This window comes from Achromobacter colocynthidis, assembly GCF_057334535.1.
Window position 1 is genome coordinate 64,976 of the sequence record NZ_JBHFIZ010000038.1, and the last position, 26,589, is coordinate 91,564.

Annotated in this window: 22 protein-coding genes and 1 other annotated feature; of the genes, 13 read left to right on the forward strand and 9 right to left on the reverse strand. The window is 64.9% G+C overall.

The window, feature by feature from the left end:
• From ACE04A_RS24495 to ACE04A_RS24505, 3 genes are all read left to right on the forward strand, one after another.
• A partial coding sequence (locus ACE04A_RS24495; protein ID WP_485820616.1) for a caspase family protein occupies window positions 1-659 on the forward strand: 659 nt, incomplete at its 5' end.
• Window positions 638-1,522, forward strand: a complete 885-nt coding sequence (locus ACE04A_RS24500) for a tetratricopeptide repeat protein (protein ID WP_485820617.1) — start codon at window positions 638-640, stop codon at window positions 1,520-1,522. The genes ACE04A_RS24495 and ACE04A_RS24500, both read left to right, overlap by 22 nt.
• 61 nt (window positions 1,523-1,583) lie before the next feature.
• Window positions 1,584-1,970 carry a SecDF P1 head subdomain-containing protein gene (locus ACE04A_RS24505; RefSeq protein ID WP_259250879.1) on the forward strand — a complete coding sequence of 129 codons (387 nt, stop codon included), beginning with the start codon at window positions 1,584-1,586 and terminating at the stop codon, window positions 1,968-1,970.
• Between the two features lie 110 nt (window positions 1,971-2,080).
• Here ACE04A_RS24505 and ACE04A_RS24510 read toward each other — a convergent pair whose 3' ends face one another.
• The 5 genes from ACE04A_RS24510 to ACE04A_RS24530 form a co-directional block, all read right to left on the reverse strand.
• Window positions 2,081-3,286, reverse strand: a complete 1,206-nt coding sequence (locus ACE04A_RS24510; RefSeq protein ID WP_448718376.1) for an acetyl-CoA C-acyltransferase — start codon at window positions 3,284-3,286, stop codon at window positions 2,081-2,083.
• A 107-nt stretch (window positions 3,287-3,393) separates the two neighbouring features.
• Window positions 3,394-4,971 (reverse strand): aldehyde dehydrogenase family protein, encoded by a 1,578-nt coding sequence (locus tag ACE04A_RS24515; protein ID WP_448718375.1) that lies wholly within the window; start codon window positions 4,969-4,971, stop codon window positions 3,394-3,396.
• A 133-nt stretch (window positions 4,972-5,104) separates the two neighbouring features.
• Window positions 5,105-5,611, reverse strand: a complete 507-nt coding sequence (locus ACE04A_RS24520) for an acyl-CoA thioesterase (RefSeq protein ID WP_448718374.1) — start codon at window positions 5,609-5,611, stop codon at window positions 5,105-5,107.
• Window positions 5,608-6,483: an SDR family NAD(P)-dependent oxidoreductase gene (locus ACE04A_RS24525; RefSeq protein ID WP_485820618.1), complete on the reverse strand. Its 876-nt coding sequence runs from the start codon at window positions 6,481-6,483 to the stop codon at window positions 5,608-5,610. Before ACE04A_RS24525 ends, ACE04A_RS24520 begins: the two co-directional genes overlap by 4 nt.
• 5 nt (window positions 6,484-6,488) lie before the next feature.
• The gene (locus ACE04A_RS24530) at window positions 6,489-6,968 is read right to left on the reverse strand and encodes a MaoC family dehydratase (RefSeq protein ID WP_438857949.1); all 480 of its coding nucleotides are present in this window, start codon (window positions 6,966-6,968) and stop codon (window positions 6,489-6,491) included.
• Window positions 6,969-7,177: 209 nt separating this feature from the next.
• On the opposite strand from ACE04A_RS24530, the gene ACE04A_RS24535 reads away from it, so the two are divergent.
• A complete protein-coding gene (locus ACE04A_RS24535; RefSeq protein ID WP_100854077.1) occupies window positions 7,178-7,819 on the forward strand; it encodes a TetR/AcrR family transcriptional regulator in 642 nt (213 codons plus the stop codon).
• Window positions 7,820-7,839: 20 nt separating this feature from the next.
• On the opposite strand, the gene ACE04A_RS24540 is transcribed toward ACE04A_RS24535, so the two are convergent.
• The gene (locus ACE04A_RS24540; RefSeq protein ID WP_448718371.1) at window positions 7,840-9,477 is read right to left on the reverse strand and encodes an AMP-binding protein; all 1,638 of its coding nucleotides are present in this window, start codon (window positions 9,475-9,477) and stop codon (window positions 7,840-7,842) included.
• A 181-nt stretch (window positions 9,478-9,658) separates the two neighbouring features.
• Here ACE04A_RS24540 and ACE04A_RS24545 point away from each other — a divergent pair, with 181 nt between their 5' ends.
• From ACE04A_RS24545 to ACE04A_RS24555, 3 genes are all read left to right on the forward strand, one after another.
• Complete coding sequence (locus ACE04A_RS24545) at window positions 9,659-10,414, forward strand: enoyl-CoA hydratase/isomerase family protein (RefSeq protein ID WP_448718370.1); 756 nt, start codon at window positions 9,659-9,661, stop codon at window positions 10,412-10,414.
• Window positions 10,415-10,444: 30 nt separating this feature from the next.
• The gene (locus tag ACE04A_RS24550; protein ID WP_259250886.1) at window positions 10,445-11,689 is read left to right on the forward strand and encodes an ABC transporter substrate-binding protein; all 1,245 of its coding nucleotides are present in this window, start codon (window positions 10,445-10,447) and stop codon (window positions 11,687-11,689) included.
• Between the two features lie 164 nt (window positions 11,690-11,853).
• On the forward strand, window positions 11,854-13,950 hold the full coding sequence (locus tag ACE04A_RS24555) for a PhoX family protein (protein ID WP_279995336.1): 2,097 nt from the start codon (window positions 11,854-11,856) through the stop codon (window positions 13,948-13,950).
• 173 nt (window positions 13,951-14,123) lie between these two features.
• Here ACE04A_RS24555 and ACE04A_RS24560 read toward each other — a convergent pair whose 3' ends face one another.
• Window positions 14,124-15,095 (reverse strand): MerR family transcriptional regulator, encoded by a 972-nt coding sequence (locus ACE04A_RS24560; protein WP_259250888.1) that lies wholly within the window; start codon window positions 15,093-15,095, stop codon window positions 14,124-14,126.
• A 171-nt stretch (window positions 15,096-15,266) separates the two neighbouring features.
• Between ACE04A_RS24560 and ACE04A_RS24565 the strand changes: the two genes are divergently transcribed.
• Window positions 15,267-15,722, forward strand: a complete 456-nt coding sequence (locus ACE04A_RS24565; protein ID WP_438859893.1) for a fasciclin domain-containing protein — start codon at window positions 15,267-15,269, stop codon at window positions 15,720-15,722.
• Window positions 15,723-15,920: 198 nt separating this feature from the next.
• Complete coding sequence (locus tag ACE04A_RS24570) at window positions 15,921-16,151, forward strand: DNA-3-methyladenine glycosylase (protein WP_448718368.1); 231 nt, start codon at window positions 15,921-15,923, stop codon at window positions 16,149-16,151.
• A gap of 460 nt (window positions 16,152-16,611) precedes the next feature.
• Here ACE04A_RS24570 and ACE04A_RS24575 read toward each other — a convergent pair whose 3' ends face one another.
• Together ACE04A_RS24575 and ACE04A_RS24580 are read right to left on the reverse strand one after the other, a co-directional pair.
• A complete protein-coding gene (locus tag ACE04A_RS24575; protein WP_448718367.1) occupies window positions 16,612-18,096 on the reverse strand; it encodes a SulP family inorganic anion transporter in 1,485 nt (494 codons plus the stop codon).
• An 85-nt stretch (window positions 18,097-18,181) separates the two neighbouring features.
• Window positions 18,182-18,235, reverse strand: a sequence feature (sul1 is cis-regulatory element that is thought to sense ions involved in sulfur or methionine metabolism; They are found in Alphaproteobacteria).
• A gap of 125 nt (window positions 18,236-18,360) precedes the next feature.
• Window positions 18,361-21,972 (reverse strand): ATP-binding protein, encoded by a 3,612-nt coding sequence (locus ACE04A_RS24580; protein ID WP_485820619.1) that lies wholly within the window; start codon window positions 21,970-21,972, stop codon window positions 18,361-18,363.
• A 377-nt stretch (window positions 21,973-22,349) separates the two neighbouring features.
• On the opposite strand from ACE04A_RS24580, the gene tssA reads away from it, so the two are divergent.
• From tssA to ACE04A_RS24600, 4 genes are all read left to right on the forward strand, one after another.
• On the forward strand, window positions 22,350-23,936 hold the full coding sequence (gene tssA, locus ACE04A_RS24585; RefSeq protein WP_279995334.1) for a type VI secretion system protein TssA: 1,587 nt from the start codon (window positions 22,350-22,352) through the stop codon (window positions 23,934-23,936).
• Window positions 23,937-23,960: 24 nt separating this feature from the next.
• Window positions 23,961-24,479, forward strand: coding sequence for a type VI secretion system contractile sheath small subunit (tssB, locus tag ACE04A_RS24590; protein ID WP_100854065.1), 519 nt, complete (start codon window positions 23,961-23,963; stop codon window positions 24,477-24,479).
• A 3-nt stretch (window positions 24,480-24,482) separates the two neighbouring features.
• A complete protein-coding gene (gene tssC, locus ACE04A_RS24595) occupies window positions 24,483-25,970 on the forward strand; it encodes a type VI secretion system contractile sheath large subunit (protein ID WP_100854064.1) in 1,488 nt (495 codons plus the stop codon).
• A gap of 101 nt (window positions 25,971-26,071) precedes the next feature.
• On the forward strand, window positions 26,072-26,560 hold the full coding sequence (locus tag ACE04A_RS24600) for an Hcp family type VI secretion system effector (protein WP_050445814.1): 489 nt from the start codon (window positions 26,072-26,074) through the stop codon (window positions 26,558-26,560).
• Window positions 26,561-26,589: the final 29 nt, after the last annotated feature.

Below are 26,589 nucleotides of genomic sequence, written 5' to 3' on the forward strand. Positions count from 1 at the left end.
GCGCCGGCCGGCCCCTGCCCCAAACCATGAAAGCGCCCGTGAACGTCATACCCTCGTTGTCTCGCCAGTCCGCGCGGCGGCGCCTGCTGGCAGCCTCCCTTGGCGTCGGCCTGCTGGCTTTGCACGGCACCGGCTTGACCAGCCCCACGCCAATCCCGGCACCAATCCCCACACCAACCCCGGTGCCGGCCAAGCGCCGCTTTGCCCTGGTGATCGGCAACGCCCGCTACGCGCTGCCCACCAACGCCTTGGCTAACCCCGTCAACGATGCGCGCCTGGTCGCCGACACGCTGCGCAAGCGCAACCTGGACGTCACCTTGCTGACCGACCTGACCACCGCGCAGATGGAAGCGGCGGTGGACGAGTTCGCCACCCGCGCCACGGGCGCCGACCTGGCGCTGGTGTACTTCGCGGGCCACGCGGTGGCGGTGGACGATGTGAACTACCTGTTCGGCGTGGAACTGCCCGTGCCGCTGGCCGAGGTGCGCATCCGCACCGCGCAGCAAGGCTCGCTGAGCTTGAAGCGCGTGTCACAGGCCCTGCGCCGCGCGCAGGTACGCGCCCGCCTGCTGGTGCTGGACGCTTGCCGCACCAACCTGACGCGCGGTGCGCCGTGGGGGGGGGGGGGGTCCATACCGTGCCCGCCGGTGGCGAACTGATTGCGTTCTCTACCCAGCCCGGCGCCACGGCCGAAGACGGCTTTGGCAACGAAGGGCCGCGCCACAGCCCCTATGCGTTCTACTTCGCGCAAGGCCTGGCCGACTTGCCGGCATCCGCACCGGTCGAAACGTTCTTCAAGCAATTGACGGGCGACGTGCAGGTGGCCACCGCCTATCGGCAGATTCCGCACTACGCCAGCAGCCTGGTCGGCACCATCACCTTCACCAGCCTGGCGGACGGCCAGACGCCTGCCGTGCCGGGTGCTAACCCCGCCAACCCCGCCAATCCGGCCAACGCTGGGATCCCCGGCAGAGGCCCGTCGCCCACGCTGGGCCGCGATTTGATCAAGGCGCGCATCAGCGCCTGGGAATACGAAATCGAACGCGGCGCGCAGTACCTGGACGAGCCACGCCTGGCTTCGCTACAGGCGCGCGCGCAAGCGGGCGACGTGGTGGCCATGACCACGCTGGGCCTGATCGCCGAAAACGGCGAGCACGTCACGCAGGACTACAAGGCCGCCGCCCGCTGGTATCAACGCGCCGCCGACCAGGGCTTCGCGCCCGCGCAGACCTATCTGGGTGAACTGGCCGGCATGGGGCGCGGCGTGCCGAAGAACTACAACGTGGCGGAGCGACTGTTCCGCGATGCCGCCGAAGCCGGCCACCGCCGCGCCGCGCTGGACCTGCTGGACCTGCGCGTGCGCATGGGCGAACCCCTGGACCCGCGCGAATGGGCCGAGGTGCTGCAAGATGCGCTACGCAACCCCCCTGGCCTGCCGCAGCCGGGCATGCCGCCCATCCAGGGACTGCCCGACATGCCATGGATGCGCGCACTGGGCGTGCGACCGCCCGGGCAGCCTTGAAGTGAACGGCAGGCGCCACTTCGGCTAGGATAATGGCGTCGTCCAACAGCAGGAGTTTGCGATGCCCTCACTGAGACACGTCATTCTGGCGGCCGCCGCCGCCCTGGCCATGCCGCTAGCCGCGCACGCCGACAGCGTCACCTTGCACGCTGAACGCGCCACCGCGGGCGCCGACAACACCGGCGCCCGCGTGGTCGATGTTGAACTCAAGCCCGACAGCCGCAAGGCGCTGGCCGACTTCACCCGCGAGCGCGTCGGCAAGCGCATTCAACTGCGGTCCAACGGCATCTTGCTGTCGTCGGCCACCTTGATGAGCCCGCTGGAAGGTGACAGCTTTCGCATCACGGCCGGCGAACACGGCTTTGCCGGCAAATCCGCCGAAGAGATTGCCCAAGGCATCATGAAAGACGGCGGCCTGACGGTGGACGACGAGAACACGGCCAAGTAGCGGCTGGCTGGCGTCACGCGCCAAGCGTTACGCGCCAACGTGCCGGTGGCCATCTTCGGCGAACAGGACTCGCACGCCGTGCATCACCCCTCAAACCCGCGCGGGCCGGTTCAGCCCGCGATTTCAAACAGGCCGGCCGCGCCCATGCCTCCGCCCACGCACATCGTGACGACGGCATAGCGCACGCCGCGCCGTCGGCCTTCTATCAACGCATGCCCCGCCATGCGCGCGCCCGACATGCCGTAAGGGTGGCCGATAGAGATGGCGCCGCCGTTGACGTTCAGGCGGTCATCCGGAATGCCCAACTGATCGCGGCAATACAGCACCTGGCAGGCGAAGGCTTCGTTCAGTTCCCACAAGCCGATGTCATCGACCTTCAAGCCGTGCCGCGCCAGCAAACGCGGCACGGCATGCACCGGCCCGACGCCCATCTCTTCCGGGCCGCAGCCTGCCACGGCCATGCCCCGATAGATGCCCAGCGGTGTCAGCCCACGACGGCGCGCCTGCGCCGCTTCCATCACCACGCAGGCCGAGGCCCCGTCCGACAGTTGCGAGGAATTGCCGGCGGTGATGTGTTGCCCAACTTCCAAGCGCTGACCGTTCTTGAATACAGGTTGCAGCGCGGCCAGGCTCTCCAGCGAGGTGTCGGGCCGGTTGCCCTCGTCGCGGGTCAGCGTCACGGCTTGCGCGGAGGTCTCGCCGGTGGCGCGGTCCGTCACCTGCTTGATGGCGGCGAGCGGCACGATCTCTTCATCGAAGCGGCCCGCGGCCTGGGCGGCGGCCGTGCGTTGTTGTGAGCGCAGCGCATAGGCGTCTTGCGCGGCGCGCGGAATGCCGTAGCGGCTGGCTACGATCTCGGCCGTTTCCAGCATGCTCATGAATATTTCCGGCTGCTCGCGCATCAAGGCATCGTCGAACCAACGGCTGCGGTTCATGCGGTCGTTCTGCACCAGGGAAATTGACTCCAGGCCACCCGCCACCACGATGTCCATGCCTTCCTGTGTGACCTGGCGCGCGGCCGTGGCAATGGCCATCAGGCCCGAGGCGCACTGGCGATCCAGCGTCATTGCGGCCACGTGCACGGGCAGGCCGGCCCGCAGTGCCGCCTGCCGCGCCACGTTCATGTGGGTGGTGCCTTGCTGCAAGGCGGCGCCCAGGATCACGTCTTCCACCTCGCGGGGGTCGATGCCCGCGCGCGCCACCGCATGCGATATCGCATGGCCGCCCAGCGTGGGCGCGGTGGTGTCGTTGAACGCCCCGCGATAGGCCCGGCCGATCGGTGTGCGGGCGGTCGAAACGATGACGGCTTCTCTCATGATGAAATCCCAGGTCTTGATCGCATTGACCGTGCTGGTCGTGTTGATCGTGTTGATCTTGCTGATCGGGCTGTTTTTGCCTGATCGTGTTGATTTTTCTGATCGTGTTATCGGCGCCAGACCGTATGGCTTTGCTCACGTGCGAATTGCGTCACGTAGTACGGCCCCAGGCCGCCCTTGCCGGTCATGCCCGACCCCTTCCAGCCGCAGAAGGTTTGAATACCCGGCCAGGCGCCGGTGGTCGCGCCGCTGGCGCGGTTCACGTACAAGGCGCCGGCATGCGCCTGGTTCAGGAACAGGTCGATCTCGTCTTGCTCTTGGGCGTAGCAGCCGGCGGTGAGACCGTAGTCGACCGCGTTGCCGTCATCGATGGCCGCTTGCAGGTCGTTAAACGGCTGCACCGAGACGAACGGCAGGAACAGTTCCTTGCGGTTCAAGCGGTGGTCGGCGGGCAGACCTGCCGCCACGGCCGGGCGCACGTAATGGCCATAAGCCAGCTCGCCCGCGCTCAAGCGACGCCCGCCCGACAGCAGCCGGCCCGAGGCGTCCACGTCTTCGCAAGCCGTGCGATAGCGCCGCCACGCCGCTTCGTCAATCAGCGGCCCCATGAACACGCCACGCTCACGCGGATCACCCACCGTGACGGCCTCGGTGGCCGCGCACAGCCGTTCCAGAAAAGCGTCGTGCACCGCCGCGTGCGCGTATACCTTCGACCCCGCCGAACACTTCTGCCCTTGCAGCCCGAATGCGGAACGCAGCACGCCTTGCACGGCCACGTCCAGGTCCGCGCTGGCGGTGATGTAGGTGGGGTTCTTGCCGCCCATCTCGGCGATGACGGGCCGCGCGTGGCGGCCCGCCGCCACCGTTTGCAGCAGCTCCATGCCCACGTCCAGGCTGCCGGTGAAGGCGTAGCCGTCGATGCCGGTGTGATGCGCCAACAGCGCGCCCGTCTTGGCGCCACCGTACACGCCGTTCACACAGCCCGACGGCACGCCCGCCGCGTCGCAAGCGCCCAGCAGCAGCGCGCCTGTCAACGCGGCGCGGGGTGACGGCTTATAGACCACAGCGTTGCCCGCCAGCAAGGCGGCGCACATCATGTTCGCCGATAAGGCCAAGGGAAAATTGAAGGGCGCAATCACCGCGAACACGCCATACGGGCGCAGCACATCGTGGGTGCTTTCGTTATCGAAGGCGCGCGCCAGCGGCTGCCGATAGCCCTCGCTGCGTTCGGCTTGATCGCAGTAGTAACGAATCAGGTCCACCGCTTCCTCGGCCTCGCCCAGCGCTTCCAGGCGCGACTTGCCGATCTCGACAATCGTCGCCATGGCGAAGTCGTACTTGCGTTCGGACAGCACCATCGCCAGACGCCGCAGCACCGCGATGCGCGCCGCCCAACCCTGCGCGGCCCAAGCCGGTTGCGCATGCCGGGCGCAAGCGATGGCGCGGTCCACGGTATCGGCATCCGCGCAGGGAAAGCGGCCGATCAACAACCAATGGTCGATCGGCGAATAGCACGCTTGCAGGTCTTCGCCCGCCACCGCCTGGCCGTCGAAACGGTGACGATGGTCGTGGCCCAGCATGCGCGATTCGAAGTCGGGCAGGCGCTGGTCCAGCAGATCGTGCACCGCGGAAAAATCGGTGTGGATGTTCGAGTAGGTGACGCGAGGCAGGTTGTGGTCGATCACAGCAGCTCCCGGGGCGGCGTTTGGGTCAGTGCGGCCGGCTAGGCGCGGCCGGCTGAGGCGCGGCTGGCTGAGGCGCGGCCGGCCAGGCGCCCCCAGCTAGGCGCCCCCAGCTAGGCGCCCCCAGCCGACGCGCTCAGGCCGCGCGCAACAACGGTTCCAACGCGCGGCGCAAGGCCGGCGGCAATTCGACGGGCTTGCTGGATTCACGGTCCACATAGGCGTGGGTGTAGCTGCCCTGGGCGGCCGCCGTCTCGTCATCCTCGCGAAACATCGCGAACTCGTAGGTGACGCTGCTGCGGCCCAAGCGCCCCACGCGCATGCCCAGCACCACGCGGTCGGGAAACGTGACCGGGCGAAAGTACGAGGTCTGGCTGTGGACCACCAGGCCGATCACGGCGCTGGCGCGCAGGTCCAGCACGCCCAGCTCGATCAGCGTCTGGTTGACCGCCGTGTCGAAATACTCGTTGTAGACCACGTTGTTCATGTGGCCGTAGACGTCGGTGTCGCGCAGCCGTGTCGTCATCGGCAGCAGGCGCGGGTAGTCGCCACGCGCGTGCGGGGCGGCGCGCTGGGGTTGCTGCGGCGGCTGATTCGCTTGCTGATCCTGATGCGGTTGCGGTTGTTCTGCGCTGGCGTTCATGCGGCCTCCTGTGCGCGCTTCAAGATACGGGCAACGTGGGCCAGCCCCTCGGGCGGTTCGATCAGCGTGTCCAGGCTGGCGATCTCATCAAAATGCGCGGCGATGCTTTCCGGCGTGCGCGCGTCTTCCGGAAAATACACACCCGCGCTTTCCACGATGGCCAGCCTCGCGTAGGTGCCCGCGCCCGCCAGCAATGCCGTGCGGCTGGGCGCGCCCTCGGCCACCAGGAACAAGGCCGCGGGCGTCACATAGGCGGGGTCCAGCGCGCGCAGCGCGTCGGCGTCGAACATCTCGGCGGTCATGCGGGTGGCGGCGGTGGGCACCAGCGCGTTCACATGGATGCCGTGCTTCTGGCCTTCCAGGTGCAGCACGTTCATCAGGCCGACCACGCCCGCCTTCGCGGCGCCGTAGTTCGATTGGCCGAAGTTTCCATACATGCCCGAGGTGGACGTGGTCATCAGGATGCGGCCATAACGTTGCTCGCGCATGATCGGCCACACGGCGCGCGCGCAGTTGGCCGAGCCCAGCAGATGCACGTCGATGACGGCGTTGAAGTCGTCGGCGCTCATCTTGGCGAACGTCTTGTCGCGCAGGATGCCGGCATTGTTGATCAGGATGTCCACGCGCCCCCAGGCGTCCATGGCGCGCGCCACCATGGCATCCACGGCCGAGGTATCGCAAACGTTGCCGCCGTCGGCAACGGCCTGCCCACCCGCCGCCTGGATCTCGTCGACTACAGCTTGCGCCGCGCCGCCAAAATCATTCACCACCACCCGGCAGCCGCGCGCGGCCAGTTGCAGCGCGTGGCTGCGGCCCAGCCCTTGTCCGGCGCCTGTCACGATGGCGACGCGTTCGTCAAAGCGTATGGTCATGGCGGTCATCCTTGAAGCACGGTCATGGTGATCCAGTCGGCCACCAAGGCGGGGCGCGCGGCGCCCTCGATCTCGACGGTGACGGCGTAGCGGGTGGTGAATTCACGGTCGTTGCGGGACGTGAATTCGCTAAGGACAAAGCGGCCGCGAATCCGTGCCCCCACGGGCACTGGGGTCAGAAAGCGGACTTTGTCGAAACCGTAGTTGATGCCGATGGCCCCTTCGAATACCGGCAGCACCTGCAAGCTGAATCGGGTCAGCAGCGACAACGATAGAAAGCCATGAGCGATCGGCCCGCCAAACGCGCTTTCACGCGTGGCGCGCGCCGGGTCCACATGAATGAACTGGTGGTCGCCAGTGGCATCGGCAAACAGGTCCACCTGCGCCTGCGTGACGGTGAGCCAGTCCGACACGCCGATTTCTTGCGATACCTGGGCAGCCAGGGTTTGCGGAGAGGTGAGGGGTTGGGCAAGGTCTGTCGTCATGGATGGCCATTGAAAGCTGCGTGAGCGGGCTTGGTCATGCAATTAAGCACGAAAACATACCGAGTAGTATAAACTTCGATTTTGCGATTTGCATAGGGCGCCGATCAAGGCCGCGCGTCCTGATGCAAAAGTGCCCCGCCACCCGGCGGGGCATCAGGCGAATGGCTAAACTGGCGCTTTGCCACGACGCATGGATGGAGAAAGGCGCAATGAATGGGGAACCTACGGTGACGGCTGCACGCGATGACGGCATGGGCAACATTGAACTGCTGACCGCGGCGGCCGAGTGCTTCATGGAGCAGGGGTTCCACGCATCCAGCATCGACGACGTGGCGCGCCGGCTGGGCGCCACCAAGGGCCGCGTCTACCACTACTACCGATCAAAAACCGACCTGTTCTTCGACGTGCACCGCGAAGGGATGCGGCGCAACTTCGAGGCCGTGCGTCCGGTCATGAAGGAACCGGGCACCGCCGCCCATCGGCTGGCGCTGATGCTCAAGCACCATGCGCTGTCCATGATGGAAAACCTGGCGTTTGAAACGGTGGTGGTGCAAGGCGTACACATGCATCGCCTGGGCGCGACCACCCCCGCGCAGCGCCAGACCCTGGCCGACCTGATGACCATCCGCGACGATTTCGAAGCGCTGTTCAAGCGCGTGGCCTACGAAGGCGTGGAAGACGGCTCGCTGGCCATTGACGACGTGTCAGTCGCCATCAAGGCGGCGCTGGGCGCCATCAACTGGCTGGCCGTCTGGTATCGCCCACGCCTGGGCGAAACCCGCGACGACCGCGAAATCCTGGCCAACAAAGTCGTCCACACCATCATCGCCGGCCTGGGCACCCGCCCCTGACGGCGAACGTCGCGCCCCCCTCACCCCAACCTCTCCCTCCGCAACCTAACCCCCGCCCGTTCCCGATCCCACGTCCCCTGCGCCAAGCCCTCGCTGCGCAGCACATGCTTCTGCAGCTTGCCGCTAGCCGTCTTAGGCAATTCCTCCACCACCCTTACATACCTCGGCACCATGTAATGCGGCACCCGCTCGGCCAGCCAAGCAATCAACTCGGCCGGCTCCACCTGCGCGCCCTCCACCGCCGTCACCACCGCCAGCACATCATCCTCACCGTGCTCACTCGGCACCGCCACGGCCACCGCTTCCCGCACCGCCGGGTAAGCGCAAATCTCCCCCTCAAGCTCAAACGACGAGATGTTCTCGCCGCGCCGCCGAATCACGTCCTTCAACCGGTCAACAAAGAAAAACGTGCCATCCGCCTCGCGCCGAAACGCATCCCCCGTGTGGAACCAGCCGTTGCGCATCGACGCGGCCGTGGCTTCGGCATTGCGGTAGTAACCCGAGAACAATGCCCAGGGGCGATGCGAACGGATCAGCAACTCGCCCACCTGGCCGTCCGGCAGCGCGCGGTCCTGCGCATCGCCCACGCGCAGCTCGAACCAGGGCCTGGGCTTGCCGCAGTGCCCGGCCTCGGTCAGGCCCGGCCCCGCGCTTAGTGGGCTGGCGATCTCGGTCATGTTGTAGACCGTGTATAGGTCCACGCCAAAGCGCGCCTGAAACGCCGGCGCGTCTTCACCAAACGGCACGATGAACGCGCTGCGCAGCGTGTGCTCGCGGTCGCGCGGCGACGGCGGTTGCTTGAGCAGAAAGTTGGCCATCACGCCCAGAAGCAGCACGACCGTGCTTTCGGTGTCGCGGATGGCGTCCCAGAATTCGGCGGTGCGAAACTCCGGCACCATCGCGATCGACCCGCCATAAGCCAGCATGGCGTACACATACAAGGTGCTGCCGCAGTGGAAGATGGGGCCCGCGATCATGCAGCGGTCTTCCGGCGTGATGCTGTCGAAGGCGTCCGGCCCCATGGTGTAGATCTGCACGTAGGACGTCACCACGCCCTTGGACAGCCCGGTCGTGCCGGACGTGTACATGATGGACTGCGTATCCCAGGGCTCGATGGGCGTATCGGTAGCCAGCAGATCCGGCGCGGGGTCGCCCGGTTCATCCACCAGCGGCGCGAACGACACGCCGGCCGGCGGCTCGGTCGGGTTGATCAACGTGCCGCCATCGCCTTCGCCCGTTAGCAGCACGTGACGCAGCGCCCCCGGCTGCAATTCCTGCAAGCGCCCTACCAGCGCGCGGTGCGCCAGCATCAGCGAGGCCTGGGCGTTTTCCAGCACATGCGCCAGGGGGCGGCCACGCAGCGCGGTGTTCAGCGGCACGTACACCGCGCCCAGATAGTTGATGGCGAACCAACTGACCAGCAGCTCAGGCCCATTGCCCATCCAGCACAGCACGCGATCACCCTGCTTGACGCCCGCACGACGCAGCGTCGCTGCCCGTCGGCGTACCTGCGCCAGCGTCTGGGCATAGGTCCAACCCGGACCCTTATGGAATTGAACAAAGATACCGTCTGGTATCTTTTTCGCTTGCGCTTCCAGCAGATAGCGCAGCACGCATGCCTCGCGCTCGGGAACGGCTGCCCCAGCCTCGTCATTCATCAACAGTCTCCTCATCTTGTGGTTTCGCCTTATTTTTCATGACTTCCCGGCGGCCATCCAGCGTTGATGGATACGGACTTACCCGCACCCGCAATGAAGAACCGTCCAGGAAGCCTTGCGGCTTTCAACATACTTGGTAGTATATCCACCAAATTCCTCAAAACAAGAGCGGAAAAATCCCATGAGCATGGTTTCAATCGAGCGTGACGATGGCGTGGCGGTGGTGCGTTACGACCGTGGCGGCAAGGCCAATGCATTGAACCTGGCCGCCATGGACGCATTGATAGCTGCCGCCGCCGAGCTTGCGCGCGACGAACACATCCGCGCCGTGGTGCTGACCGGCACGGCGGCCGTCTTCAGCGCCGGTATCGATCTAAAAGACCCCGCCTTGTGGACCCACGACGATCCCTTGACCACGCAGCGCGCCTTGGCGCGCGGCGAAGCGCTGTGCCGCGCGTGGGCAGAGTTGCCGCAAGCCACCATCGCCGCCATTGAAGGCGCGGCCGTGGGCGGCGGCGCCGTCTTGGCGCTGGCATGCGACTGGCGCGTGCTGTCCAACAGCGCCTTTCTGCGCCTGCCCGAAGTGCGGCTGGGCCTACCCTTGGCCTGGGGCGGCCTGCCCCGCTTGGCCAGCCTGGTGGGGCCCGCGCGCGCCAAGCGGGCGCTTTTCACCGACCTGCAACTGGACGCCGACACCGCCCAAGCCTGGGGCCTGGCGGACGTAGTGGCTCCCGCCGGCGAAGCGCTGCACGCCGCGCGGGCCTTGGCGCGCGACGCCGCCGCCTGCCCACCCTTGGCGCTGCGCCTGAGCAAACGCGCCATCGACGCGCAATTCGACGCGAGCCACCTGGCGCACGCGCAGACCGATCAGTTCCTGTTGTGCCATCTGCTGTCCCAACCCACCGCCGTATCACCAATGCCGCAAAGATCCGCGTAAACAGCGGACGCCCCCCCCTTGGAGGAAGACATGAACCATTACCTACGCGCCCTGCTCGTTGCCGGCGCATTCGCCATGCCGGCCGCGCACGCGCAGCCCGACAAGCCCATCCGCATCGGCGTCCTGACCGATCTATCCGCCATGAACGCCGACCTGTCCGGGCAAGGCTCGGTGGAAGCCGCCCGCATGGCGGTGGAAGACTTCGGGCCGACCGTGCTGGGCCGCAAGATTGAAGTCATTGCCGCCGACCACCAGAACAAGGCGGACGTGGGTTCGGCCACCGCGCGCCGCTGGATCGATCAGGAAAACGTGAAGGCCATCGTCGACGTGCCCACCTCGTCCGTGGCGCTGGCGGTGCAGGAAATCACGCGCACGGCCAACATCGCCTTCCTGGCGTCCACCGCCGGCACCTCGGACCTGACGGGCAAGGCCTGCTCGGCCTCCACCGCGCAATGGACCTACGACACCTATGCGCTGGCCAACGGCACCGGGCGCGCGCTGACCGAGTCCGGCATGAAAAAGTGGTACTTCCTGACGGCCGACTACGCCTTCGGCCACGCCTTGCAGGCCGATACCGAAAACGCCGTCAAACAAGCGGGCGGCCAGATCTTGGGCTCGGTCAAGCATCCGCGCGCATCGAACGATTTTTCGTCGTTCCTCTTGCAAGCACAGGCCTCCAAGGCCGAGATCGTGGCGCTGGCCAATTCGTCGGGCGACACCACCATGGCGATCAAGCAGGCCAATGAATTCGGCCTGATCCAGGGTGGGCAAAAGCTGGCTGGCTTGCTCATGTTCATTACCGACGTGGACGGCGTGGGGCTGGAGCAGGCGCAAGGCCTGGTCCTGACCAGCGGCTTTTACTGGGATATGGACGCGCGCACGCGCGACTGGTCCAAGCGCTACGCCGAACGGATGAAGGGCCGCGTGCCAACGATGGCGCAAGCAGGCGTCTATTCCGCCGTGCTGACGTTCCTGAAGGGCGTGAAGGAAAGCGGCAAGCTGGAAGGTGACGCGGTGATGACGCAAATTCGCGGCATGAAGATCGACGACATGTTCGCGCGCAATGCCTATCTGCGCGAAGACGGCCGCCTGGTGCACGACATGTACCTGGTGGAAGTGAAGAAGCCGTCTGAGTCCAAGGCGCGCTGGGACTACTTCAAGATCCTGCGCACCATTCCGGGCGACAACGCTTTCCGGCCGCTGGACCAGGGCGGGTGTCCCTTGGTTGCGTCGAAATCGGTGGCGTCGAAATCCGCCGCCAGCACATCAAAGTAATCGCGCTTGCTTGCGTTTGGCCGGCCCCGTGCAAACGGCGCCGGCATTTTTTTTGCGCGCCGATCACCCATCAACACTTTCAGCGTGGTGTCATTAACCTTTCATTTGCGGCTTCTAGTATTGCTCGTCCATTCAGGCACAGCCCATCAACGCCAGGAAGCCACATGAGCAAATCCATCTCCGACAAGATCGTCCGCAACCCCAGCCAGAGCAGCCCTTTTTCCGAGATTCTGGAAAAGAACCTGTCGCGCCGCATGGTGATGCGCGGCGGTCTTGCCGCCGCCTTCGCCACGATGACCAGCCTTGGCCTGGCCGGCTGTAACAGCAGCGATGACGATGATGACGACAATGTCGGCGGCGAACCGAACCCCGCGCCCGAAGTCCCCGGCGGCGAAACGCCTGCCCCGACCCCGCTGAAGCTCGGCTTCGATTCCCTGCCCACGTCGATGACGGACGCTTGCGTCGTGCCGCAAGGCTATGTGGCCCACGTGTTCGCGCCGTGGGGCACGCCGTTGAACGACAACGCGCAGGCCTGGGACCAGAACGGCAACAACACGTCCAACGACCTGCTCAACTCCATGGGCATGCATCACGACGGCATGCACTTCTTCCCCATCGAAGGCAGCTCCACCGAAGGCCTGCTCGCGATCAACCACGAATACATCGACCAGGGCGCCCTGCACCCCGCCGGCCCCACGTCGGTGGCCGGCAAGCGCCCCGCTGAAGAAGTGCGCAAGGAAATCAACGCGCACGGCGTGGCCATTGTCCACGTGCGCCGTGAGAACGGCCGCTGGAACATCGTCAACAACTCGCGCTACAACCGCCGCTTCACGTCGGCCACCGCGATGAAGCTGGCCGGCCCCGTCGGCGGCACGGACTGGGTCAAGACGCCCTTCTCGCCCAACGGCATGCAAGTGCGCGGCACCAACAACAACTGCGGCAACGGCTACACGCCGTGGGGCACCTACATCACCGCCGAAGAAAACTGGGCGGCCTGCTTTGTGAACACCGGCACGCGCCCCGCGCACCAGCTTCGCGTTGGCGTCTCCGGCGGCCCCGCCGGCCGCTACCAGTGGGAAACCGCCGCGGGCGACGCCACCGAGGTGCTGGGTGAATTCGCGCGCTTCAACGTCACCGAAACCGGCATCGACGCCACGCAAGATTGGCGCAACGAAGTCAACGGCTTCGGCTACCTGGTTGAGATCGACCCCTACGACCCGACCAGCATCGCCACCAAGCGCACCGCCATGGGCCGCTTCGCCCACGAAGGCTCCGCCTACAGCAAGCCCGAAGCCGGCAAGCCGCTGGCCTTCTACAGCGGCGACGATTCGCGCTTTGAATACATCTACCGCTTCGTGTCGGAAGCCGTGTGGGATCCGAAGGACGCCGAGCGCACCGACCGCCTGGCCGTGGGCGCCAAGTACCTGGACAAGGGCACGCTGTACGTGGCCCGCTTCAATGCGGACGGCACGGGCGAATGGCTGGCATTGACGGGCACCACCGTCGGCGCCGGCGGCCGCACGCTGGCCGACGAATTCGGCAGCCTGGACGCCATTCTGATCAACACGCGCGGCGCGGCCGACTTCGTGGGCGCCACCCCGATGGACCGCCCGGAGTGGACCGCCACGCACCCCACCAACGGCGACATCTACCTGACGCTGACGAACAACAGCAGCCGCAACGCCGGCACGGGCACCAACCCGCCCAACCCGCGCCTGAACAACGTCAACGGCCACATCATCCGCTGGCACGATGAAGCCGGCTCGACCAAGTTCGAGTGGGATATTTTCGTGTTCGGTTCGGATGCCGGCGCCGACGCCGACACCAACCGTTCGGGCCTGACCGCGCTGAACCAACTGGCCAGCCCCGACGGTATCGGCTTCGACACCCGCGGCATCCTGTGGATTCAGACTGACAACGGCATCGACGGCGGCCGCAACAACAACGTGGCCCGCGCCACCAACGACCAGATGCTGGCCGTCATTCCCGGCGCGCTGGCCGACAGCACCGGCACGGGCCCAGCCATCAACGCGTCCAACCAGGCCGACCTGCGCCGCTTCTTCGTCGGCCCCAATGAAGCCGAAGTCACGGGCTTCGCGTTCACGCCGGACTACACCAGCATCTTCCTGAACATCCAGCACCCGGCCAACTGGCCGGCCTACAGCACGGATGATGCGACGATTGCGGCCAGCGGCACGGTACGCCCGCGCGCGTCGACGGTGGTGATCCAACGCGCCGATGGTGGACCGATCGGGGTGTGATTGACAGCGCCGCCCCCGTGCGGGGCGGCGCGGTTAACCGGCTGGCCAGCGAGCTGAATAATGGGCTGACCAACGATTTAACCAACGGGCCGCCCGGGCGACTTTCCCCGGTCCCCCCGAACCCGTTTTGAGCACGTGCATTCCATGCCGAATGCCCATGGCTGCGCCCGCGCTCAACCGGCCAACGGCCATATGCCTTCCGATTGCAGCAGACGCCCCATGGCGGCTTCCAGAATGCCGCGCGCCTGGCCCGCGGCCTGCTCCAGCGCCAGATGCAATTGCGCGTCGGCGTCATTGCGTGAGGCGCACTGGGCACTGTAGCGCTCGAAGCTGCCCACCATCATGAGCAACTCGGCCAGATGCCTGGGACACTCGCAGGCGATGGGGTTGCGCAGCGCCATGATCTTGGCCAAGGCTTCTTCGTTGAACGTGATGGCCGAAGCCGGGGCAAGCGCGGCAAGGTTCGACCCGGCGACCGCCGAGCGGCACAGCGGCGCAAGTTCCGTCAACTGCGCCGGAATGCGCGCAACCAGGCATCCTTGCGCGCGCAGGTTGCGTATGGTGGCGTTGGCGCAAAAGCGGTAGAGCACGACCACGGCGCCGGTTTCGGTCGCGTCGCGCGCGCGCTGAATGGGCGCGAGCGCATCGGCATCCAGCTCGGAAATTTCAATGATGAGCACGTCGGCATGACGCGGCAGCGACCCGGCGTCTTCCAGGTGCGCGCACGCGCCGACCACATGGACGTCAGGCCCTGCCATGTAGCCAGAGCCCCCGTCGTGGCCCGTGCCCCCCGCCAAGAGGCGAGGCGCAAGAGTCGCGCCGACCGCCACGGCGCGCAACGGGGGGCCGGCCAAGCTGGGCTGCGCGCCGAGCATGGCTTGCAACTGCGCAAGCGTCAGCAGCGCAAGCGTACCGATGCCGTGCCCCTGATCCACAAGCTGCTTCAACAGGCTGAGCCGGCGGACCTGCTCGGCCGAGTACAGCCGCTGGCCGCGTGGCGAACGGGCCGGCGAGGACAACTGATAGCGCCGCTCCCAGACGCGCAGGGTTTCCACGGGCAAGCCGGCCAGCTTGGCGGCGACCCCCGTGCGGTAGGCCGCGGTTGAACCGGATTCGTCTAGGACAGTATTCGGAGTATTTGGCATTTTTGACCCGCCTATGAACCGATAAAGATTGAATTTACAGGTTCAAAATATGGACGAAGGAAAAGATGCCGCCTACTCTACCCTCACGCATCGCGTTTTCCAAGTTGCGACGCGATATTGAGGGCACCCCAGGACGCGGGCGCCTGATTCCCTCACTTTCTGGAGCACAACATGAAGCGATTTTTGATTGGCACGACGATTGCCCTGGCTTGCGGCTGGGCCAATGCCGCCGACATCGTGGACACGGCCAAATCGGCGGGCGGGTTCAATACCTTGACGACCGCGGTGCAAGCCGCCGGCCTGACCGACACGCTGAAGGGACCGGGCCCCTACACCGTTTTTGCGCCGACAGACGCGGCATTCGCCAAGGTGCCGAAGGACAAGCTGGACGCGCTGCTGAAGGACAAGGCCGCGCTGACCAAGGTGCTGACGTATCACGTCGTGCCGGGCAAGGTCATGGCCAAGGACGTCAAGGCGGGCAAGGTCAAGACCGTTGAAGGCAGCGAAGTCACCGTGACCGTCGCCGACGGCAAGGTCAAGGTGAATGACGCCAACGTGGTCAAGACGGATATTGCCGCCGACAATGGGGTCATCCACGTCATCGACACGGTTCTGATGCCGATGTAAACCGGGACAGTTGCGGGTCAACCCGTAGCCACCTCGATGCAAGGAGTGCATGGCCGCCGCAAGGCGGCTTTGCGCTTAGCGCTTAGCGCTTGGCGCTTGGCGCTTGGCGCTTGGCGCTTGGCGCGTGGCGCAAGCAATCGGAATGCGAGAGGGAACGCGCCAGGGGACGCAGACGAAGGGAGACAGCAGGAGATTCTTATGGATACGCAAGAATTGGTAGCCCAGATGATCACCAGAACATCAGGCATGCGGCGCTTCGAAGACTGGCCCGAAGTCCTGGCCGCCTACGCCGCCTGCCTGGATACGGTGCAACACAAGCTCACCCGGCAGGAGATGGAAGATTTCATCAATCTGGGTGCGGACTTCTATCGGACCTTGGCTCGGGCCGAGGACTATCGGCGAGGATGCAGCTTTGGGGCAGGAAGCTGATTCGTGTAGCGCAGGTTTGCACGAGCGGGGAATGGCCATAGGCGTCCGTGACCAGCAAGGCTGCGGAGCCGTCGGCAACGACAATGTAGGATGGGTGGAGCGCGCCAGATCCGGAAAAAGAATACCGGTGCGTATCGCGCGAAACCCATCAACCGGCGCCTGACGAAACGTAGACCGCCAAAAGCAAAAACAGCCAGCAGATTGGATAGACCTGGTCCATCATCTAGCGGCTGTTTTCCTGCGGTAAGCCTTAGCCTGCGTTCACCGCTGCTTGATGGGTTCCGCGCGTTCGGCGTTAGTGTTCTTGCCTACACCATGCCGCGCTCCACCCATCCTACAAGGCAAAGTCGCTGGGCGCGCCGCGGTTTTTCGCTACATCCGGGCATCCAGGCATCCAGGCATCCAGGCATCCAGGCATCCAGGCATCCAGGCATCCAAGTATTTTCGACCTGTTGTCTCCTTAGTGCCCCGCCGACTGGGCGTGGGCGCCCGCTTTGTCGTGAACCGCAAAGCGGCCAATCATCGTGGCGCTGGCGGCGTTCAGGCCAACCACATCCACGGCCTTGCCTTCGCGGCGCAGCTTGATCACAACCTTGTCCAGCGCCCCCACGGCAGAGATGTCCCAGAAGTGCGCGGCGGAGACGTCCAGCACGACATGGTCGACGAGCTCTTTGAAATCAATGGCTTCGGCAAACCGTTCGGTGGACCCGAAAAACACCTGGCCCGCGTAGTAATAGGTACGGGTGCGTCCGTCTTCCGACAACGCTGAAGTCACCGCGAAAAGCCGCTTGACCTTGCCCGCGAAGAACACGCCGCTCAACAGCACGCCCGCCAACACGCCCCGGGCCAGATCATGCGTCCAGACCACCACCACCACGGTCGCCAGCATGACCACGGAAGACTGCCAAGGATGTGTACGCAGGTTGCGGATCGAACCCCAACTGAACGTGCCGATGGACACCATGATCATGACCGCGACCAGTGCCGGCATCGGAATCCTGGCCACCAAGGGACCCAGCACCACGATCAGGAACAGCAGGAAGGAACCCGCCACGAACGTGGAGAGCCGCGTCGACCCGCCCGACTTCACGTTGATGACGGACTGGCCGATCATGGCGCAACCGCCCATGCCGCCAAAAAAACCCGTCACGAAATTCGCGATGCCCTGGCCCTTGCATTCACGCCGCTTGTTGCTGGGCGTGTCGGTCATGTCGTCCACGATCTGCGCGGTCATCATCGATTCCAACAAACCCACCGCCGCCATGGTCAGCGAATACGGAAAAATGATCTGCAAGGTTTCAAGGGTGAAGGGCACGTTCGGAATCAGGAACGAAGGCAGCGACGACGGCAGCTTGCCCATGTCGCCCACCATGTTGACGGGCAGGCCCCAGTAAATAGAAATGACCGTCAGCACGATGATGGCAATCAAGGGCGACGGCACGGCCCGGGTCAGGCGAGGAAACAGATAGATGATCGCCAACCCGCCCGCCACCATCACGTAGGTGACCCACGTGACGTTGATCAACTGCGGCAACTGGGCAATGAAAATCAGGATGGCCAGCGCATTCACGAACCCGGTGACGACCGACCGCGACACGTATTGCATCAGCAGATCAAGCCGCAGGAATCCGGCGATGACCTGGAAGACGCCCATCAGGATGGTGGCGGCGAACAGATATTCGACGCCATGCTGCTTGACCAGGGGACCCACCAGCACCGCAACGGCGGCCGTCGCCGCCGAGATCATGCCCGGCCGGCCACCCACCAACGAGATGATCACGGCAATGGAGAACGAGGCGTAAAGGCCCAGTCGCGGGTCGACGCCCGCGATGATGGAAAAGCCGATGGCTTCAGGGATAAGCGCAAGGGCAACGACGATGCCCGCAAGAATGTCGTTGCGAGGATTGGACATCCATTCGCGACGAAAAGAAGAAAGAAAAGACATTGATTGGCTAACCTGACGTTAGCAAGCGATGCCTCACACCGAGGAGGGTTTGTTTTGGTCCCGGAGCGAGCCGAAATTCGCTTGGAGTTGTCCGAGGGATAGGCGCCCGGCCGAGCCACCCGGCCAAGCCGAGTCCACTGGTATCGCTGTCGAGGCGATGCGCATCCATTGCAGATGCTGCGGGGGTGGATTTTACACGGGTTGCGGGGCATGCTTATTTTGCAGAGTCCACCACCAAGTGCGCCGCAAAAAAAAGGCGGCCCGCTAGGCCGCCTGTGGTGCGCCATCCCATATTCGGGATTCCGCCTTCCTGGCCGACAAGGACAGGCCCAGGCGGCGGCTTTCCGTCAAGGCTTGCCGCCAGCACGCCACGGCCCGCACTCCATCGCCCCGTTTTTCCCAGGTATCACCCAGCAAACGAAGATATTCGCCGCGCAGGGACTCGGTGCCGAACTTTTCTATCAGCCCCCCCGCACGTTCAATGGCCGCCGTGGCCGCGTCTGTCTGGTTCCAGGCCAGGTGCGCCTGCGCCAGCATCAGTTCCATCGTGGACTGCATGACCGGCAGGTCCTTACCGCATACTCCAACCGCGCGTTCGATGTCGGCTACGGCCGACCTGTCGCCATTGCGGGCATTCACCCATCCTGTCCAGCCCAGGGCAAGTTCCTTCCAGATGGAAAAGTCTGCTTGCCCGGTCAGGAATGACAAGCGAGCCGCCGCCTCGCGCGTCGCGTCCTCGTCACCCCGCAGCCAATGCAGCCTGACCACCAGGCTAAGGCACAGCACGCGACTGGCCAGGTGGTCGAGCGCATCGGCGCTTTCCAGGGCGGCCCGCGCGCAGGCTTGCCCTTCCCCGTCGCGCCCCTGAAGCGTCAAGGCGACGCCCAGCATCGCCTTGGCCAGGCTGGCGCCATCCGCTCCGCAGCAGGCAAAGCGCAGGCTGTGATCCGACTGGCTGCTTAGCGTAAGAATGGACGAGCGCAGCCAACGCTCCGCATTGGCGGCATCGCCCATCCACAGACGACTGTCGCCGTAGGCGTATTGCGCCCAGCCCAGGTGCAGTCCATCGCCTGTCAGCTCAGCGTGGCGGTGTATGCGTTCGGCGAATTGCACGCTTTCCGCATGCGGGCGCGTGCACAGCGCCACGACCCAGTCGCCCCACATCTGGCGAAACTGGATATGAGGGCTATCGTCGCTGACGCGCAATTTGGCGGTACGGACATAGGCTTGCGAGGTTTCGCGCGCGCCCCCGCCCTTGATCGCCGTGAACAACGTCCCCCGCAGAAGCTGGCAGTCGAGTTCGGCCTTGCGGCGCAGATCCGCATCCGCGATCAGCGGCAGCGCTCCTAGCGCGCGCTCGCTCAAGGCCTGCGCTTCTCCCACGGCCGACTGCGCCAACGCGTCCCGCATGGCCAGGCACCACCAATGCGCGGCATCCGCGTGCCGCGCATGATCAAGGTGCAGGGCGATATGCGCGGGCTCCGGCGCATTGGTGCGCGGATCCAGGCTCATCAGGTACTGCGCAACCTGCTCATGCTGGCGCTGGCGCTCTTGCGGGCCAAGGGATCGGTAAATGGCGGTGCGGATCAGTTCATGCCGGAAGTTGGCCGGGATGCCGTCGTCGATCAGACCGTGGCGGTGCAAGTCACCCAGCAAGCGCGGAATATCGCGCCGGTTCAATCCGGCGGCAAGGGCCGCGCGGGCGAGCAAGGCATCGTCCAGCCGGCCGGCCACGGCGGCGAACTGGATCAGGTGGCGTGCCGCGGTATCCAGCGCGGACAGCCGCGATGCGACCAGGTCGGCAATGACGGGAGTCACACCGATATCGGTGCCAAGCGCGACCTGACGCACCATTTCTTCCGCGTACAAGGGAACGCCCTCGGCGCCCTCAACGATCCTGGCGCGCAGCGCGGGCGCCAGGCGCTGCCCCCGCGAGCGGTGGGCCACAAGTTCCCCCATGGCTTGGCGGTCCAGGGGGCTAAGGCGCAGATCGTGGGCTTCCCATGTGCGAACGAATTCCTCGCGCGCCGTGGTCAGGAGCATCATCGGCCCCCGTACGGTCCGGCGCATCAACGCCTCGATAAGAGACAGGCTGGATCGATCCGCCCAATGCAGGTCTTCCCATATGAGCAGGCGCGGCCCTTCGCCCTTTTCGTGATGCGCCAGAATGGCGGCCAACGCATCGACCAGCGCGCCATGCGGGGTGTGGCCTGACACCGGGACACCGGCTTCGCCGCGGCTATTCTCAGGAAACAGCACCCGCTTGAGCGCCGACCGCAAGCTGGGATCCAGCCCCGCGCGCTTGCATAAGATATCGACCGAGCGCGTCGGCAGGTCGGCCGACCCCGGTTCGGCACTATCGACCGTGCCCCATTCCAGCGACAGGCGTTGCAGCAAATGCTCGCGCACCGGATGGAAAGGCGTTTCGCTATGACCTTCGTAACAGGCAAGCACGCACACTTCACCGCCCGTGCGGCGCACATATTCGGCCGTCACGCCGGCAAGCAGCGACTTGCCTATGCCGGGCTCGCCACGCACCATCATGGCCGTCGGCGGCTGCGCCATGGGCAGGCGCGCCCACATGCGCACCAGGCTGTCGAATTCACGCACCCGACCGAACATGCGATGCACCGCCGCGGCCTCGAGTTGCGCATCCAGCAAGCACAGCTCGCGCCCATGCCGCTTTTCACGACGCACGGCGAACTGATCCATCAGGCGTTCACGAACCGCCGACCCAATCAGTATCTCGCCCGCCTCGGCAAGGTAGCTTAGCCGCATGGCCTCTTGCGTGACGAGCGCGCCACCATCCGGCCGCTCGTCGGCGTGCACCAGCGCGATATCCGCGTGCAGGCCCATGCCGACACGCATGCCCGGCGGCAAGGCCAGATCGCGAATGGCGCACGCCAGCCGAGCAGCGGCGTGCGCGGGCCGCTCGGTCAGAACCGGGTGGCCAAAAACGATCGCCATATTGCTGGCCAGACCGAGCAGCACCTGCCCCCCTTCCTTGCGCGCCAGATCCTGCAAGTGCCTGCGTGCCATCTGCATGCCATGCAGCGTTTGCTCGGGCTGCAGGGTGGGATCGTCGGCCGATACGGTCACGGCCAGCACCGCCAGCGGGCGGTAGTGCCTTTGCTCGCGCAAGGTCACGCCGCCAAGCTCCGCCGGCGGTACGACGTTTTCCATCAGCGCGCGGGTTTCTTCAGAGGGTTCGGTGTCGAAGCGATCGCGCATCAGGCTGACGCAATCGCGGAAAGCCAACATGGCGGCATCGCGATTGCCGCTGTCCAGCAGCAGGCGTATCAGCTGGCGATGCGCGCCTTCATCCTCCGGGTGAGTCTGCACCCATTGCTTGGCATGCTCCATCGCCTCGGCTTGCCTGCCCTCCCGGCCCAGACGCGTCAACAACGCCTTGCGGCATTCCGAGATCTCGCGCTCGATACGCGATTGCCAACTGGTGTGCCAGCTGCTGAACGCCGCGCTTTCGGGTAGCTCCGAATATTCCAGCAGTCGGCCCCTGTCATAGGACAAGCGCTCTTCCAGGCCAAGCGCCTCGTAGCCGGCACTGCCGGTAACGGCCAGGACGTCCACCATGATGACCTGGGGATTGAGCGCCAGGGTGCTGTTCGTGCCCGACCACACGTCCGGCACGTTTTCGAACAGACGCCGCAGCACGAACAAGGCGTGCCGGAGGTTGGCACGCCCATTGCCCAATTCATCCGGCCACAGCATGTCGGCCAGATCCGCCCGTGCATATGGCTTGCCTTGCGCAAGCGCGAGCAATGCGAGCAATAGCTTCGGTTTGTTGTAAGTGATGGCGCGCGCACCGCTAACGTCCCCCACGGCGACATCGAATTCGCCCAACAGACGTAGTTGCACGGGCCTCAGCAGACTGGGATGCATGGGACCCTGATAGACCAAGCGGCCGCGCCTAAAGGGTTTGCCCTAGGCGCCTTGTACTGATGAGCATTCTTTCTTTTCCCCGTGACAGTTGTTGTGTCTTCTGGCGGTTGTCCCCCCAATCTTGCGGAAGGTAACACCGGCCCGTTTTACTTTGCAAACGTTTAATAAACGTTTAATTGCTGCCGCAATGTAACAACAGGGCGAGCAATTGCTTCAACGGTTTCTCAACGGGGAGTCGATAGCATCATTTCCAAAGCGGAAGTAACAACGGTTACGCCATCAGGATAAGAGGGTGGGCCGACATCCGAGTCAGGGAAACCCCGCTCGTATCGGTTTATTACAGGTGAGACATTGTGTCTGCAGTGCTTTTCGACCGTGACGTAGGGCAGCAACCCATACAGGCCGACCACCCCGCCGGCGTTAGCCCGCGCGATGGTGAAGCATTCGCGGCACTGAAGGCGCACATCGACCAGTTGACCGACATCCACGCAAGCACCGCCGTGGACTGGACATCGGTTGTCGCGCTGGCCAACGGCATCCTCAAGCAGGAAGGCAAGGATCTGGCGGTCGGCACCTGGCTCGCCGCCGGCCTGCTTGAAACGGCAGGCCTGACGGGCCTGGGCGAAGGCATCCGTGTCTTGCGCGACCTGGTCGCGACCTACTGGGAAGACATGTCGCCCGCCGTCACCCGCATGCGCGGCCGACGCAATCAGATCCAGTGGTTGCTGGACCATTTGAACGAGCGCCTGCAGGCGGGGCGCGACAGCTACCCCGCAATGCCGGCCGCCGCGCACGCGGCCATGCTTGAAGATTGGGAAGCGCTGGACAGCGAATGGCAGCGTCACGATGACGAAGCCCCTGCCTTCTACGGCTTGCGTTCCGCCCTGCGGAATTTGCCGGTCGAGGCGCCTGCGCAACCTGAGCCCGTCGTTGACGCCGCGCCACAGCAGGCGCCCGCTATCGCGCCCGCCGCCGCGCAAGCCGCGGTCAGCCGGTCCGCCGCGCCGCCCCCTGCCGCCAGCATCGCGGCGCCCCCTGCCGCAGGGGCTGATCCAGGGGCTGCCGCCGATGCGGCACTGACGGGCCTGCGCCCGCTGGTTGACTGGTATCTGCAGACGCAGCCCACGCTGCCTTTGTTGTTTCGCCTGAATCGTGTGTGCGCCTGGGCCACGCTGGAACAGACACCGCCTGCGCAAGGCGGCGTCACCTTGCTGATGCCGCCGCCCTTGCAAATCGTCAGCAGCTTCGAGCAGATCGCGCAGACCGGCGAACCGCAGGCCGTCGTGCAGTTCGCGGAGTCGCACCTGATCACGCATCGCTATTGGCTGGACCTGAACCGCGCAAGCCATGCCGCGCTGACCCGCCTGGGCGCCGCCGATGCCGCGGCCTGCGTCGGGTTCGAGACTGGCCGCCTGGTCGCCCGACTGCCCCAACTGGCCGGCATGAAATTCAACGATGGCCAGCCTTTCGCTGACGCCCAGACGCTTGCCTGGCTGGAGAGCTTCACCGGTGCTGGTGAAGGCGCGTCCACCACGCACGACGACGCCGACGACCTGCAATCGCTTTCCTCGGCCGCCGAGGCCGATGCGGCTGCCGGACGCCTGGACGATGCCCTGGACCGCCTGCAAGAAGCTGCGCGCCGCACGGAAGGGCTGCGCAAGCGCTTTCGCCTGCGGCTGGCGCAATGCGCGCTGCTGCACCGCTTCGACGACCGTGCGGATATTCGCGCGCTGATGTCCCCCCTGATTGATGAACTCGACGCCCACCGCCTGCAGCAATGGGAACCGGAGCTTGCCCGGCAAGCCCTTGCACTGGCGGCGGCCGTCGAACTGCGATACGGCGCGGAAGACGCCGGGCCCTCCCATCCCTTGCTGGCCAAGCTGGCCAGCCTGGATTGCCGGGCCGCCTGGCAACTTTCGCAGTCAACCGCCGCCGCCTGACCCACCGGAACCTAGGAGAAAACCATGGCCAATGAAGGATCAGTAGCCCCCAAGGAACGCGTCAATATCGTCTACAAGCCGGCCACCGGCGACGCACAGGAACAAGTCGAACTGCCTCTGAAGCAACTGGTGTTGGGCGACTTCACGTTGCAAGAAACCGAAACCCCGCTGGACGAGCGCAAGCCCATCCAGGTGGACAAGGACAACTTCAACGATGTCCTGAAGGCGCAGAACCTGAACCTGACGTTGTCGGTGCCGAACCGACTTGCCGAAGGTGAATCCGACGAGGCGATTCCCGTGTCGCTCAAGTTCGAGAACCTGCGCGACTTCGAGCCTGATGCGCTGGTGGGCCAGGTGCCCGAACTGCGCCAGTTGATCGAACTGCGCGAAGCCCTGAAGGCGTTGAAGGGTCCGCTGGGCAATCTGCCCGAATTCCGCAAGAAATTGCAGGCATTGATCCAGGACGAAGGCGCCCGCGAACGGCTGCTGGGCGAACTGGGTGTACAGGAATCCGACGCTGAGTCGGGCAAGGCCAAGGAGTAAGTGATGAGCCAGGAATCCCCGCAGCAGCAAGAAGGCGCGCAAGGCGCGGCACAGGAAGGCGGTTCGCTGATCGACCAGCTGATCGAATCCACCCGCGTCAAGCCGGGCGACGAAGCCTATTCGATTACGCGCCAGGGCCTGGAGGCCTTTGTTGCCGAATTGCTGGAGCCCAGCCGCTCGCAGGAAAAGGTCAGCCAGGGCCTGATCGACGAGATGATTGCGGGACTGGACCGCAAGCTGTGCCGTCAGGTCGACGCCATCATGCACAACGAGCAATTCCAGAAGCTGGAATCCTCGTGGCGCTCCTTGAAATTCCTGATCGACCGCACGGACTTCCGCGAGAACAACCGTATCGAGATCCTGAACGTTTCCAAGCAGGCGCTGCTGGAAGATTTCGAGGATGCCTCCGACATCACGCGTTCCGGTCTGTACAAGGCGGTCTATACCGCCGAATACGGTCAGTTCGGCGGCGAGCCTTTCGGCACCATCATCGGCAACTACGCCTTCAGCCCCGGCGGCCAGGACGTCAAGCTGCTGCAATCGATCGCCAGCGTCGCCGCCATGGCGCACACGCCGTTCATTGCGTCGGCCGGCCCGCAGTTCTTCGGCATGGATTCGTTTGCCGACCTGCCGAACCTGAAGGATCTTTCGGCTGTTTTCGAAGGCCCGCAATACACCAAGTGGAATGCCTTCCGCCAAACGGAAGACGCGCGCTTCGTGGGCCTGACCATGCCCAACTTCCTGCTGCGCGTGCCCTACGGCGACGATACCGTGCCCAGCAAGAAGTTCCGCTACAACGAAGACGTGTCGGGCGGGAACAAGGATTTCCTGTGGGGCAACGCGGCGTTCACCTTCGCCAGCCGCCTGTCGGACAGCTTCGCGCAGTACCGCTGGTGCGCCAACATCATCGGGCCCCAGGGTGGCGGCACGGTGGGCGATCTGCCGGTCTACAACTACGAGGCCATGGGTGAAACCCAGAGCAAGATCCCGACCGAAGTGCTGATTTCGGAACGCCGGGAATTCGAACTGGCCGAGCAGGGATTCATCGCGCTGACCATGCGCAAGAACACCGACAACGCGGCGTTCTTCTCGGCCAACTCGGTGCAGAAACCCAAGTTCTTCGGCAACAACAAGGAAGGCAAGGACGCGGAGCTTAACTACAAGCTGGGCACGCAACTGCCCTACATCTTCATCGTCAGCCGCCTTGCGCACTACATCAAGGTGATCCAGCGCGAAAACATCGGTACCTGGAAGGAAAAGACCGACCTGGAATCGGAGTTGAACAACTGGATTCGCCAATACGTGGCCGATATGGACAACCCGGCGCCGGGCGTGCGTAGCCGCCGTCCGCTGCGTCAGGCGGAAATCACGGTATCGGACGTGGAGGGAGATCCCGGCTGGTATCGCGTGGGCCTGAAGGTTCGTCCCCATTTCAAGTACATGGGTGCGTCTTTCACGCTATCGCTGGTGGGCAAACTCGAAAAGAGCTAACCCGTTGATCCAGCGGAACCGGCGTGCCGGCTGCCACCGGCACGCCTCCGGTTTCGTCTGCAATTGCATTCAGACTCAACAACTGCAAGGAGAAATTTACCATGGCCATGCCGTGCTACCTCACGCTTGAAGGACAGAACCAGGGCAAGATCGAAGGATCCTGCGAAATCAGCGGGCATCAGGGAAAGATCCTGGTGCAAGCGGTCGAGCACAAGATCGAGATCCCCAAGAACCCGCAGTCCGGCCTGCCCTCGGGCAAGCGCCAGCATCTGGGCCTGACCTTCGTCAAGGAAATCGATAAGTCCTCGCCGAAGATCTACCAGGCGCTGTGCTCGGGCGAACAGCTCAAGGACGTCACGCTGGAGTTCTACCGCATCAGCCCCAAGGGCACGGAAGAGAAGTACTACACCATCCAGCTGACCAACGCGGTGGTCGTCGGTACCCGCCTGTGGGTGCCGAACTGCCTGCAACCCGACAATCGCCAACTGGGTCACATGGAAGATGTGGAGCTGACCTACGAGAAGATCGTCTGGACCTGGGAACCCGACGGCATCGAGTCCGAAGACTCCTGGCTCGCGCCGAAGGCGTAATGGCGAGCGGCGGGGGGATGCGCCCGCCC